This window comes from Kitasatospora sp. NPDC088861 (assembly GCF_044750105.1).
In the GTDB taxonomy this organism is placed as follows: Bacteria; Actinomycetota; Actinomycetes; order Streptomycetales; family Streptomycetaceae; genus Kitasatospora.
Genome location: NZ_JBIVJF010000044.1, coordinates 24,287 through 36,784 on the forward strand (window position 1 = coordinate 24,287; position 12,498 = coordinate 36,784).

Consider the following 12,498-nt stretch of genomic DNA (forward strand, 5'->3'; position numbering starts at 1 on the left):
CGGCCGGCGTCGCCACGCGGACCGGCGGTCAGCCCGCACGCTGCGCGTCCCCCAGCGCGTCGTGCAGTTGGGTCCGGGTGGTGATGCCGAGCTTGGGAAATATCTTGTGCAGGTGGAAGCCGACGGTGCGCGGGGAGAGCAGGAGCTTGGCGCCGATCTCCCGGTTGGTCAGACCGGCGGCGGCCGCGCGGGCGATCTCCAGCTGTTGCGGAGTCAGGTCGGCCGTGCGGCCGGCGGTCTCCGTACGGGTGGTCGGCACACCGGCGGCCCGCAGCTCCGAGGCGGCCCGCTCGGTCCAGGGACGGGCGTCGAGCCGTTCGAAGATGCCGAGGGCGGCGCTCAGCTCGGTGCGCGCCTCGGTGACCCGGCGGTGGCGACGCAGCCACTCCCCGAACTCCAGCCGCACCAGCGCCCGTTCGAAGGGCCACAGGTCACCGGCCGGGTCCGCGAGGGCGGCGCGGAAGTGCTGCTCCGCCTGGTCCAGCCCGCTCAGCAGCGCGCAGGCCCGGTTCACCACCACCTCCAGGCGCGCGGAGCGCAGCCAGCCGAGCGAGCGCACGGCAACCTCCAGCACGGCCCGCGCGTCGTCCTCGTGACCGGCGCGGACAGCCGCGGCGGCGAGGTCGCCGAGGTAGTAGTACGACGCGTGGTAGTGCACCGGGGCGGGGTGGAAGTCGCGGGAGAAGACGGCTCGCAGCTGCCGGTACGCCGCGAGGTGGTCACCCTCGGCGAGGGCTGCCAGGGCGAGCGCGTGGCAGGACCGTACGAACAGGCTGGGCGAGCAGGACAGGTCCACCCCGGCGACGGCCGTCCCGATGAGCTCGCGCGCCCCGCTCGCGTCGCCGTGCAGCGCGAGCAGGGTGCCCTGGAGGATGGGCGATCCCACCGCGGCGTTGTCCGAGCCGACCTCGACGGCCACCCGGTACGCCTCCTGCGCGGTGGACCGCGCCGCGGACCAGGCGCCGCTGTCGAAGAGTGCGAGCGCGAGCGCCTGCGCGACGACCGCGTTGCCGCCGGCCGTCGGAGCCCGGTGCAGATGGTCCATCGCCTGGCCGAGCAGCCGAACGGCCAGCTGCGTCTCGTCGAGAATCCAGGCGGCGGCGCCGAGTTCGGCCAGATGCGCGAGTGAGTCCTCGGGCGCCTCGGCCACGCAGCGGCGGAGCTCGGGCAGCGCCCACTCGCGGTCCGTGAAGGGTTCGGTGCCGGCCCGCAGCCAGATCCGGTCCACCTCGTCCGGCTGTTCCGGCACCAGCTCGGCGATCCGGCGCAGCTCCGCGCGGTAGAAGAGGGAGCCCGCGTTGTACGCCGGGGTGGCTGCCGTGCCCAACGCGCCCAGGGCGAGCTGGGGTGCCCGCTCGACCATGGACTGCGCGACGGGCACCAGAAATCCCAGCGATTCCTCGTGCCGGGTGGTCACCGCCAGGGACCAGCCGGCGCGCATGGACGCCTCGGCGAGCAGTTCCGGGTCCTCCGCGATCGCACAGACCCTGACCGCCAGCTCGCCCACCCACTGGGGGCAGCCGCCGAACATCGCCATGGTGGCGGCTTCGAGCAGCCGCCTCGCCCGCAGGTTCGCGTCCGGGGTCAGTGCGGCCGCACGTTCGAGGGTGGCCGCGGCGGCGGCGTATCCGCCGCGTCGGCGTGCCCGCTCCGCGCCGGCGGCCAGTGCCCCGGCCACCTCCTCGTCCGGTCCGAGCGTGGCTGCGGCAAGGTGCCACGCGTGCCGGTCGGGGTCGTCCACCAGTGCCTCGGCCAGCGCCTGGTGGGCGGCGCGCCGCTCCTCGAAGGAGGCCGCCTGATAGACGGCGGAGCGCACCAGCGGATGGCGCAGCCGGGCCTGCCCGGGCTCCAGTCGCACCAGACCCGCCCGTTCGGCGGGTAGCCACACCTGCGGGTCCCCCGCGTCCGGGGTGGCCCGCAGCACCTCGGAGAACTGCGCGGGGCCGGCCGCGGCGGCCAGCAGCAGCACCTGCCGGGTCCGCTGCGGGAGGCCGGCGAGATCCGCCGCGAAGATGCGTTCCAGACGGGCGGTGAGCGGAAGCGATTCGGCGGCGTCCGCCCCCTTCGCTCCGCCGGGCTCCCGGGCGACGGCTCGGGCCAGCTCGGTCAGCGCCAGCGGGTTGCCGCTAGCCTGCTCGAAGATCCGCAGCCGGGCCCGGCCGCGCGGCGGCTGCGGCTGGCGGTCGAGAAGCAGGCCCGCGGCCGCGCGGTCCAGCGGTGTGACGGCCAGGACGGCGAACTCCCGGTCGAATTGCCCGGGAAGGCCTTCCTCCCGCGCGGCCAGCAGGACGCCTATCGCCTCGCCGTCCAGCCGACGGGCGAGGAAGGCGAGCACCTCCACGCTGCCCTGGTCCAGCCACTGGGCGTCGTCGACGAGCAGGAGCAGTCGCCGGCCGGTGGCCGCGTCGGACAGCAGACTCAGGACCGCGTAACGGATCAGCAGCGGATCGGGCTGCCGGTCGCCGGCAGCCGCCTGCTGACCGAAGGCGACCAGCAGCGCTTCCCGCTGCGGAGCGGACAACCGGTCGGCCTCCCCCAGCAGCGGCCGCAGCAGCTGGTGCAACCCGGCGAATCCGAAACCTTCCTCACCCTCACCGGCGCGAGCCCGCAGCACCTGGAAGCCGCGGCCCGCCGCCCGGGCCGCGGCCCAGTCGACCAGCGTGCTCTTGCCCGCGCCGGGTTCGGCGGTCAGCACGAGCACCTGGGCGCGGACGCCGGCACGGCTGTCCACCGCGTCGAGCACCCCCGCGATCCGCGCCAGCTCACGCTCCCTGCCGACGATCTCCGAGCCGCCGAAGCTCTCCATGCCCACCCCTGCTGTTGGTCCTTGCCCGCGGCTGCTCCATGCGTTCCACCGCCGAGACCGGTCATCTGGCAGAAGCGCCGCCCTGTGCGACGCCTGCAAGATAGTGCCAGGTCAGCGGTGGTGACTCCATGCCCAACGCCCACGGCTGACGACGAGGGGAGCCCTGTGCCAACCACCGTATCCACCGAATCCCTGTCCCCCGGCGAGCGTGCCGAGTTCTGGCACGAGGCCGTCGCGCGGGCGTTCATTCCGCTGGAGCTCCGGCTCCTCGAACGGGAGCCCTCCCCCGGGACCCTCAGCAGTGACCGGCTGGGAGTCGTGCAGATCTCCGGAGTGGCAGCCGGACCGCAGGTGGTCACCCGCAGCCGCCGAACGATCGAGGCCGGCGGCGAGGGCTGGGTCGCGTTCACGATTCAACACCAGGGCCACGCGAGGATCTCCCAGGACGGCCGGGAAATCATCTGCGGCCCGGGCGGGTTGGCGCTCTGCGACTCCAGTCGCCCGTTCGCCAAGGAGTTCCCGGGCGCCTTCGGGTTCACCGCGTTCCGGCTGCCTCGACACGTCCTGCACGTGTCCGACCGAGACCTCGGGGCGGCCACCGCCGCGCCGTTCGCATCCGCGTCCGGATCCGTCGGGCTGGTCACCACGTACCTGCGGAAGCTGGCCTCCGAGGCGGCGAAGCTCGACCCCTGCGCAGGGATCCGGCTCGCCGACACGGCCGTCGATCTGCTGGCCCTGCTCATCCAGGAGCACAGCGGCCATCTGGACCCGACGGCACCGGAGATGGCGCCGGCCATGCTCGCGCGGATCAAGGACTACATGATGTGCCGTCTCGGCGACCCGTCACTCTCGCCCGAGCGGATCGCCACCGCACACCACGTCTCGGTCCGCTACCTCCACAAGCTCTTCCAGGGTGAGGAGACCACGGTGACCCGCTGGATCCAACGCCGCCGGCTCGACATGTGCGCACACGACCTGTCCCGGCGCGCCTTCGCCACACCGACCGTCTCAGCCGTGGCCCGGCGCTGGGGATTCGTCAGCCCGACCCATTTCAGCCGCGTCTTCCGCGCCGCCTACGGCGTCACGCCCCGCGAATGGCGCGCCCGGGCAGGGGGCGACGATCACCCGCTCACCCCGGCTCGGTGACGGCGTGCGCCCGAGCCGGGCGCGCAGGGGCAATGATCGGTGCGCTTCGGAACAATCCCGCACTTCGCGCGCCCATAGCTTTGCCCGAGTCACTGGACCGCGACCGGGGGGTCACCGGACCGCGACGGCCGAGGGAGTTCCCATGAGCAGTTCCGACCGCCCCACCATCGGCGGCAGCAGCCAGCCACTGCTGCACCAGAAGGGCCAGGAGATCCAGGAGTTCGGAACCGTCACCCAGGTTCCGCTCGGCCTCTCCCACGATGCGCGCCTGTACGCCTGTACGCCTGTACGCCTGCCAGCGGCTCAACCGGGTACTCGCGGACACCCGGATCCTCTACACGCTCCACAAGAAGCACCACTGGCTGATGCGGGGGGCGACCTTCTACCAGTTGCACCTGCTGCTGGACAAGCACGCGGACGAGCAACTGGCGCTGGTGGACGTGCTCGCCGAGCGGGTCCAGTCCCTCGGCGGAGTGGCGGTCGGCGACCCGCGGCACGTCGCGGAGATCACCTCGATCCCGCGTCCGCCGGACGGCGTCGAGGAGGTGCCGGCGATGCTGTCGCGGCTGCTGGCGGCGCACGAGGCGATCCTCGTCGACGCCCGTGATGCCGCTGGCCGGGTCGCGGCGCTCGGCGACGACGGCACCAACGACCTGCTGGTCTCCCAGGTCGCGCGGACCGGCGAGGCGCAGGTGTGGTTCCTGGCCGAGCACCTGGTGGACACCCCACTGGTGCGGCTGTGACCCACCCGCTCCACCCGCACCCCGCCTCGCAGCGCTGACAGGAGTCACCATGGCGTCGTCCGCGACGGTGGAACTGTCCCGCTGGCAGTTCGCCATGGTGCGCGGCGAGGGGCTGCTGCCCGCCTGGGGGCCGTTCGCCGCGGTGCGGGTCGCCGACGGGCTGCGCGGCGAGGGCGTCGGGATACGCACCGGGGCCGAGGTCGAGCGCCTGACCCGGGACGGCTCGACCGGCGTGGTCACGCCGTACCTGGCCGACGGCTCCACGGTGGAGTCCGAGGAGTTCCTGGTGGCCACCGGCCGCAGTCCGCGTACCGCCGGGCTCGGCCTGGAGACGGTCGGCCTGGCGCCCGGCGGCCGGCTGCTCGTGGACGACAGCTGCCGGGTCACGGAGGTCGCCGCCGGCTGGCTCTACGCGGCCGGCGACATCAACCAACGCTCGCCGCTCACCCACATGGGCAAGTACCAGGCCAGGGCCTGCGCGGCGGCGATCGCGGCACGCGCCGCCGGACGCCACGCGAACCCCACCCCTGGGCCGCCTGGGCGGCCACCGCCGACCACCACGCCGTACCGCAGGTGGTCTTCACCAGGCCGGAGGCCGCCGCCGTCGGCCTGACCGAGGAGCAGGCCCGCCGGGCCGGGCTCCCGGTCCGGGCGGTGGAGTACCCGATCGGCGACGTCGCCGGAGCCTCGCTGCTCGCCGACGGCTACCGCGGGCACGCCAAGCTGGTCGCGGACGAGCAGCGATCCGTCGTGGTCGGCTGCACCCTGGTCGGCCCCGGTGTCGGCGAACTGATCCACGCGGCGACCGTCGCCATCGTCGGCGAGGTCCCGCTGGAGCGTCTGTGGCACGCCGTCCCGGCGTTCCCCGCCATGAGTGAGATCTGGCTGCGCCTGCTGGAGCAGTACGGGCCCTGACACCGCCCCCGCGAGGCGCCCCCGGACGGAATAGTTGAACAATGAACTATGTTCTCTTGTGCAGGGTGCCACAAAGGCGCCACCGGGCCCTCGCGAGAGCTCCCGGACCGCCCGAAAGGAGAACACGGTGAACACCACCGCGAACCACCCCCGCGTCGACGTCCGCCGCGCCGGCGAGCGCCTCGCCACGAAGATCGACTGGCTGGACTCCAAGCACTCCTTCTCCTTCGGCGGACACTACGACGCCGCCAACACCCACCACGGGCTGCTGCTCGTCAACAACGACGACACCGTCCGCCCGGGAAGCGGCTTCGAGACCCACCCGCACCGCGACATGGAGATCGTCACCTGGGTCCTACAGGGCTCGCTGGTCCACCAGGACTCCACCGGCCACTCCGGCGTGATCTACCCCGGACTCGCCCAGCGCATGAGCGCCGGCACCGGCATCCTGCACTCGGAGAAGAACGACTCCTGGCGCCTCAGCGGCGCCGACGCCCACACCGATCCCGTCCACTTCGTGCAGATGTGGGTCGTCCCCGACGAGGGTGGCATCACACCCGGCTATGAGCAGCTCGAAATCGACGACGCGCTGCTGTCCGGCGGCCTGATCCCGGTCGCCTCCGGGATGGACAAGCACCACGGCGCCGCCGCCATCCGCATCAGGAACCGCTACGCGGCGCTGCACGTGGCCCGGCTGCAACCCGGCCAGAGCGCCGAACTGCCCGACGCCCCCTTCGTGCACCTCTTCGTCCCGCGCGGCAATGTCGCCCTGGAAGGCATCGGCCCACTGGCCGCCGGCGACGCCGTACGCTTCACCGCGATCGGCGGGCAGAGGGTCACCGCGGTCGAACCCGCGGAGATCCTGGCCTGGGAGATGCACGCCACCATCGCCAACTGACCCGCCAAGACAGAGCACAGGTACGGCGGCGGGCGGCAGACCCCATCCGCCGTCCGCCGCCCTTGCATGACGCTGCATCAAATTCCGGGAATGTTGCGCAGGTTGGCGCGGGCCGGCTGCACCATGCGTCCGACGCCGCCGTTCACGACGGTGCGGCCGGCGGACAGGGCGAACCCGATGAGCTGCTCGGAGGTGATCCTGGGCGGGATGGAGAGCGCGTTGGGGTCGGTGACGACGTCGACGAGGGCCGGGCCCGGGTGCCGGAGGGCCTCGCGCACCTCCGCCGGCTGCTCCACCCGGATGCCCCGCGCACCCGCGGCCCTGGCGATCGCCGCGTGGTCGGTGTGCGAGCAGGTCGCGTGGCAGCCAGTGCGCGTGGCCGTCGATGATCCCCGCGGGGATGTCACCGGTTACCGGCGTCCCGCTCTCCTCCGGTCTGCTCGCGCGCGGCCCGCAGGATCGCGCGGCGGATGGGTTCGTAGCCGGTGCACCGGCAGATGTTGGAACCGACCAGGCCGTCGACGCGCTCCGGGGAGTCGCCGATGGCGGGATCGGCCTCCAGCGCCCCGGCGGCCACCATCAGGAATCCCGGGGTGCAGAAGCCGCACTGCAGGGCGTGTTCGGCGGAGAACGCACGCTGGAGCGGGTGGGGCTCACCCTCGGGCCCGGCGAGCCCTTCCACGGTGCGCACCGAACTGCCGTCGCACTGCACCGCGAACATCAGGCACGACCGGACGGCCTCGCCGTCCACCAGCACCGTGCACGCCCCGCAGATCCCGTGCTCGCAGCCCAGGTGAGTGCCGGTGAGCCGGCAGTCCTCCCGCAGCACGTCGGCGAGGATGCGGCGCGGCTCCACGTCGAGCGGATACGCCTCCCCGTTCACCGTAAGAGTGATCTTCACGTGTGGTCTCCCTTGGGCTGGGCGAGGCGCGACCGCTGGTCGTTCGCCGCCTGGCACAGTGTCCTGCCGACCAGGACCGCGATGGCGTGCCGCTTGTACTCGACATCGGCGAACGGCTCGGGCAGGGGTGCGGCGTCCTGGGTCGCCGCGATCCGGCCCGCGTGGGTGAACGGATGGCCGTCGGGCAGCCGGTAGCCGTCCACGGGCGCGCCGACCTCGGTGCCGATCAGCGACTGCTCGGCTGCGTGGGCCCGCAGCGGCCGGTCGGCGCAGTTGACCAGGCCGATCCGCGCCTCGCTGATCACCCCGTCGCACACGGTCAGCGCGGCGGCGACGGCCACCTGGGCGAAGCAGAAGTGCGTGCGCCGGTGCTCGACGAAGCCGACCCCTGTGTCGTCGCCGAGCAGCGGGAACCGCACGGCGGTGATGAGTTCCTGCGGTCGGCGCGCGGTCCGGTGCGGACCGTGGAACCAGTCGCGGGCCGCGACCGTGCGTCTGCCCTCCAGGCCGCGCACCTCGATGTCGGCGCCCAGGGCGGTGCCGATGGCGCACCACTCCGAGGCGGGGTGCGCCCAGGCGAAGCTGCCCACCATCGTGCCGCGGGAGCGGATCGGCGGATGCGCGATGTTCACCGCGGCATGCGCGAACAGCGCGCCGAGCGGGCCCGGCACGGCCTGCGCCGACTCGAAGGCGCCGTGGCGGACCAGGGCGCCCACCCGCAGCGTGTCGCCGTCCACGCTCAACCGGTCGAGCCCGGCGATGCGGTTGATGTCGACCACCAGCTCGGGGCGGATGCGCTGCAGGTGCATGTCGAGAATCAGGCTCTGCCCGCCGGCGAGCACCTGGGCCTTCCGCCCGAGGTCACCGAGTGCCTCCACGGCTTCGGGTACCGTGCGCGGCACGACGTAGTCGAAAGCGGCGGGCTTCACCGGACCTCCTCCTCGTGTTTCGGGGCGCGGGCCGCTCGCCAGACCACGTCCGGGGTGAGCGGCATCTGCAACAGGTCCGGGTCGGCGATCCGCAGCGCGTCGGCCACCGCGTTGACGATCGCGGCCGGAGTACCGATGCACCCCGACTCGCCCGCGCCCTTCGCGCCCAGCGGCGTCGCCGGGCTCGGGGTGCAGGTGTCCTTGACCTCGATCGGCGGGACCTCGGTGAACGTCGGCAGCAGATAGTCCAGCAGACCCGAGGCCAGCACCGGCACGCCGTCGTCGTCGTAGGTCATTCCCTCGTACAGCGCCTGGCCGATGCCCTGGACGGCCGACCCGAAGGCCTGCCCGCGCACGATCATGGGATCGAGCACCACTCCGCAGTCGTCCACGGTCACCACCCGCAGCAGCCGGACGGTGCCCAGCTCCGGATCGACCTCGGCCACCACCGCGTGGGAGCCGAACGGAAAGGCCATCCCCGACTCGAACCGGTCGTCCACCCGCAACGGCCCGGTGACCTTCACCAGGTCCGCCACGCCGATGGCCGCCGGGCCGTCCTTAGCGGCATGCACGATGCCGTTGGACCACTCCACCTCGTCAACCGGCAGATCCCACAACCGCGCTGCCCGCTCCCTGGCCTTCTCGATCAGCGACCGCGAGACATGCTGAAGCAACGCGCCCACCACCTGCGCGGAACGGCTGGCGAACGAGCCCAGGCCCTCGGGCTGCTCGTCGGTGTCCCCCTCGACCAACCGGACCCGCTCCTCGGCCACCCCCAGCGTCCCGGCGACCAGCGCGGCGAAGACCGTCTCGTGTCCCTGACCGCTGGGCGCCGCACCGCACCGAGCGGTGACCGTGCCGTCCTCGCCGACCTCGACACTGCCGAACTCGTGCAGCCCGCCCGCCTCGCCACCGGAACGCTCCACGTAACAGGACAGGCCGATGCCCAGCGGCAGGGCGCCCGGATCCGTGCGGCGCCGGGCCTGCTCGGCCCGCCACTCGTCGTACCCCAGGGTTCCCAGCGCCAGGTCCAGCGCGGCGGCGTAGTTCCCGCTGTCATAGCACCGCCCGGTGGGCGTCAGGTACGGGAAGCTCCCGGGCGGGACGAAGTTGCGCCGCCGCAGCTCCGCCGGATCCAGACCCAGCCGACGCGCCATCACGTCCATCGCCCGCTCCAGCGCGATCGTCGCCTCCGGCCGGCCGGCACCGCGGTAGGGATACGTCAGCATCGTGTTCGTCAGCACCGAGCGAACACTCGCATGCACCTGGGGAGTGGTGTACGGGCCCGTCGCCAGCCAGGCGGTCTGCATCGGCAGCCCCACCCCGAGGTGCGGATAGGCGCCCACGTCGGCCTCGATCTCCAACTCGTAGCCGAGCAACCGCCCATCGGCGTCAGCCGCGAGCCGCACCCGCTGGTCCTGCCCCCGGCCCCGGGTCGCGACCAGCATGGACTCCAGCCGGTCCTCGATCCACCGCACGGGCCGGCCCAGCCTCACCGCCAGGAAGGCGACCACGACGAACTCCGGGAACGCCGCGCTCTTCGACCCGAACGCCCCACCGGTATCCGGCACCACCACCCGCACCCGGTCCACCGACCACCCCAGCAACGCCGCCAGTTCACGACGCAGCCGATGCGGCATCTGGTGCCCCGACCACACCGTCAGCCGGTCCCCCTCGGGCACGGCGAGGATCGTGCGGCACTCCATCGGCGTGGGCATCAGCAGTTGCTGGCGGTACCGGCCCTCCACCACGGCCGCCGCCTCCCGCCACACCGACTCCTCGACCGGCTTCCCGGCCTCGCCTCGGAACGCGATGTTGCTCAGCCCGTCGAAGAGCCGCACCGAATCGTCCGCCGCGGCGGACGGCGTCACCATCGCGGGCAGCGGATCGACCCGGCAGGAGACCTCCGCCGCCCCGTCCTCGGCCCGGTAACGGTCCTCCCCCAGGACCACCGCGACCGCCTCGCCCGCGTACCGCACCCGGTCCTTCACCAGCGCCGGCCACTCCCGACCGGCCACCGACTCCTCGTGGGACAGCCCGGCCAGCACCGTGTACGGCACCGCGGGCAACTCCGACAGCTCCGCGGCAGACCAGGCCCCCACCACACCGGGCACCGCACGGGCGGCGGCACAGTCCACCTCGCGCAAAGTGCCGTGGCCCACCCTGCTTCTGACGAAGACCGCGTCCAGACAACCCGGCACCGCGATATCGGCGACGTAGCGGCCTTGGCCGGTGAGCAGCCGCCCGTCCTCGCGCCTGGTCCATCGCTCCACGAATACACACCTCTGCGCCTCGTCATTGTTGCGGGGAGTGACCGTTCACGAGCGTAGGCGTCGCCCGTGACAGGCAACCCGCGACATCCCGGCCCGTGCGCCCTGGGACAGGCTCTGTGCACTGCGCGGCAGGCGGCTGCTTCCTCGTCAGGGCGCCGCCAGGGCTCTGTGGTCCGACTACGGCCCGGCTTCCGTCCAGTTGTTGCAGCCCGTCAGTCGGTCGGCTCGGTGGCCTGTCAGTCGGCGCGGTGGCAGCGGATTCTGCGGGGAGATGCCCTTCAGGGCGCCCGCTGCTCGGCTTCGCCGTCCTGCGGGCGGTCGGCGTCGAAGCGGAGACGGAGTTCGCCTTCGGCGCCCTGCACCAGGCCACCTGGCCGCTGCTGCAGCCTCGGCCACCTCGGTCACCTCAGCCACCCCGGCCGCCCCGGCAGCGGAGCTGACCGGCCAGGAGCTGCGCGTCGCCCGGCTCGCCGCGACCGGCCTGAGCAACAAGGAGATCGGCCACGCGCTCCGCCTGTCGCCCCGGACCGTCGCGGCGCACCTCTACAAGATCATTCCCAAGCTCGGCATCACCTCTCGGGCCGCTTCCTGTTCTGCCCGTGCACTGCGCCTGTGCCGAGAGCGCACGATCGCCCCCGCCCCGCGAACCGGCAGTCAAATGACTTAGCGCCGCCGCCGACCCGCGGACCAGGCTGACTGCGCAGGGCGTCGGCCGAGAGGGGCAGTCAGGTGAATGTGACGGTGACCACCGCCTCCATCCAGGAGGACAAGAAGGCGGAGTTCTGGGGAGAGGCGGTGTCGCGGACACTGGTGCCGGTGGAGGTGGTGCCGCTGGCCGACCGGCCGTTCGAGGGCCGCCTGGTGTCGCACCGGCTGGGATACCTGCGGGTGTCCACGATGGAGGCGGACGCGACGCGGGTGTCGCGCACGGCCGGCCTGATCGCCCGGTCCCCGCAGGCGGAGCCGCAGGTGGGGGTGGGTGTACAGGCGTCCGGCCGCGCCGTGTTGCGGCAGGACGGGCGTCGGGCGGAGGTGGCGGAGGGCGGCCTCGTGCTGTACGACACCGCGCGGCCGTACTCCTTCGACTACCCGGAGCGCTTCCGCTCCCACGTCTTCCAGGTGCCGCGCAGGCTGCTTGGGCTACCGGAGTGCGACATCCGGCAGGCGGCGGGGACGGCCATCACCTCCACCGAGGGGTTCGGGGCCGTCCTGCTCCCCTTCCTGGACACACTGGCGGCCTCCGCGCACTCCTACCCCGCCTCCGTGGGCGACCGGTTGGCCGGCAGTGTCGCCGATCTGCTCATCATGCTCGTCGGCCAGCTCACCGAACCGGCGGCCACCGACTCCCGCACCTGGAGCGGCCATCTCGTCCAGCGGGTGCGGGAGCACATCAACCGCCACCTGGGCGATCCGGAGCTGTCGCCGGAGAGCATCGCCCAGGCGCACCACATCTCGGTGCGCTACCTGCACCGGGTCTTCGAAGGCGAAGGGGTCACGGTGGGCCGGCTCGTCCAGCGGTGCCGACTGGAGGCGTGCGCCCGGGAGTTGGCCCGGCGCGGCGGTACCGTGCCGACGGTCTCGGCGGTCGCCCAGCGGTGGGGGTTCGTCAACCCGGCACACTTCAGCCGGGCCTTCCGCGCCGCCTACGGGGTGTCCCCGCGCGAGTGGCGCGCGTCCCGTACCTCCGGAGCGACCGACAGCGCGCCGAGCCGTGTGGTGCCTGCGGAACAACAACAGTACGCGGTGGAGCAAGTCTCGATGCCTCCTCGGCAACACGGCCGACCGATCGGCGACTAGTGTGATGCGCCACAAATCATGGGGGTAGTAATTACCGTGATGCCTGGACGACTGGGTTGATCTTGGCGAGGTAGTCGGCGAGGGACTTGA

General features: G+C 72.7%; 10 protein-coding genes and 2 pseudogenes. 7 read left to right on the plus strand and 5 right to left on the minus strand.

The genetic code is table 11. The annotated features are described in order from the left end of the window. Positions 1-28: 28 nt before the first annotated feature. Positions 29-2,806, minus strand: a complete 2,778-nt coding sequence (locus ACIP37_RS36080; RefSeq protein WP_400845279.1) for an AAA family ATPase — start codon at positions 2,804-2,806, stop codon at positions 29-31. Between the two features lie 165 nt (positions 2,807-2,971). On the opposite strand from ACIP37_RS36080, the gene ACIP37_RS36085 reads away from it, so the two are divergent. The 5 genes and pseudogenes from ACIP37_RS36085 (at position 2,972) to ACIP37_RS36105 (ending at position 6,508) form a co-directional block, all read left to right on the plus strand. Then, positions 2,972-3,952: a helix-turn-helix domain-containing protein gene (locus tag ACIP37_RS36085; RefSeq protein WP_363588221.1), complete on the plus strand. Its 981-nt coding sequence runs from the start codon at positions 2,972-2,974 to the stop codon at positions 3,950-3,952. A 142-nt stretch (positions 3,953-4,094) separates the two neighbouring features. After that, positions 4,095-4,695: pseudogene (locus ACIP37_RS36090) on the plus strand (Dps family protein). 49 nt (positions 4,696-4,744) lie between these two features. Continuing rightward, complete coding sequence (locus ACIP37_RS36095) at positions 4,745-5,308, plus strand: FAD-dependent oxidoreductase (RefSeq protein WP_400812280.1); 564 nt, start codon at positions 4,745-4,747, stop codon at positions 5,306-5,308. After that, positions 5,269-5,610: a hypothetical protein gene (locus ACIP37_RS36100; RefSeq protein WP_363633272.1), complete on the plus strand. Its 342-nt coding sequence runs from the start codon at positions 5,269-5,271 to the stop codon at positions 5,608-5,610. Before ACIP37_RS36095 ends, ACIP37_RS36100 begins: the two co-directional genes overlap by 40 nt. A gap of 127 nt (positions 5,611-5,737) precedes the next feature. Beyond that, the gene (locus tag ACIP37_RS36105) at positions 5,738-6,508 is read left to right on the plus strand and encodes a pirin family protein (RefSeq protein WP_400812277.1); all 771 of its coding nucleotides are present in this window, start codon (positions 5,738-5,740) and stop codon (positions 6,506-6,508) included. Positions 6,509-6,585: 77 nt separating this feature from the next. Here ACIP37_RS36105 and ACIP37_RS36110 read toward each other — a convergent pair. The 4 genes and pseudogenes from ACIP37_RS36110 to ACIP37_RS36125 all read right to left on the minus strand — a co-directional run. Continuing rightward, positions 6,586-6,858, minus strand: a pseudogene (locus tag ACIP37_RS36110) (ubiquinone-dependent pyruvate dehydrogenase); the annotation flags it as partial. Positions 6,859-6,911: 53 nt separating this feature from the next. Further along, positions 6,912-7,409, minus strand: coding sequence for a (2Fe-2S)-binding protein (locus ACIP37_RS36115; protein WP_363588227.1), 498 nt, complete (start codon positions 7,407-7,409; stop codon positions 6,912-6,914). Then, on the minus strand, positions 7,406-8,338 hold the full coding sequence (locus ACIP37_RS36120; protein ID WP_363633276.1) for an FAD binding domain-containing protein: 933 nt from the start codon (positions 8,336-8,338) through the stop codon (positions 7,406-7,408). The genes ACIP37_RS36115 and ACIP37_RS36120 overlap by 4 nt, the downstream gene beginning before the upstream one ends. Next, positions 8,335-10,611 carry a xanthine dehydrogenase family protein molybdopterin-binding subunit gene (locus ACIP37_RS36125; RefSeq protein WP_400812275.1) on the minus strand — a complete coding sequence of 759 codons (2,277 nt, stop codon included), beginning with the start codon at positions 10,609-10,611 and terminating at the stop codon, positions 8,335-8,337. Before ACIP37_RS36125 ends, ACIP37_RS36120 begins: the two co-directional genes overlap by 4 nt. Positions 10,612-10,882: 271 nt before the next feature. Here ACIP37_RS36125 and ACIP37_RS36130 point away from each other — a divergent pair, with 271 nt between their 5' ends. After that, positions 10,883-11,278 (plus strand): response regulator transcription factor, encoded by a 396-nt coding sequence (locus ACIP37_RS36130; RefSeq protein ID WP_400812273.1) that lies wholly within the window; start codon positions 10,883-10,885, stop codon positions 11,276-11,278. Positions 11,279-11,352: 74 nt separating this feature from the next. Beyond that, on the plus strand, positions 11,353-12,408 hold the full coding sequence (locus tag ACIP37_RS36135; protein ID WP_363588233.1) for a helix-turn-helix domain-containing protein: 1,056 nt from the start codon (positions 11,353-11,355) through the stop codon (positions 12,406-12,408). Positions 12,409-12,498: the final 90 nt, after the last annotated feature.

Coding starts and splice junctions, on each gene's coding strand:
- ACIP37_RS36080 (WP_400845279.1), bottom strand. CDS start 2,806: ATGGAGAGCTTCGGCGGCTCGGAGATCGTCGGCAGGGAGCGTGAGCTG.
- ACIP37_RS36095 (WP_400812280.1), top strand. CDS start 4,745: ATGGCGTCGTCCGCGACGGTGGAACTGTCCCGCTGGCAGTTCGCCATG.
- ACIP37_RS36130 (WP_400812273.1), top strand. CDS start 10,883: ATGCCCTTCAGGGCGCCCGCTGCTCGGCTTCGCCGTCCTGCGGGCGGT.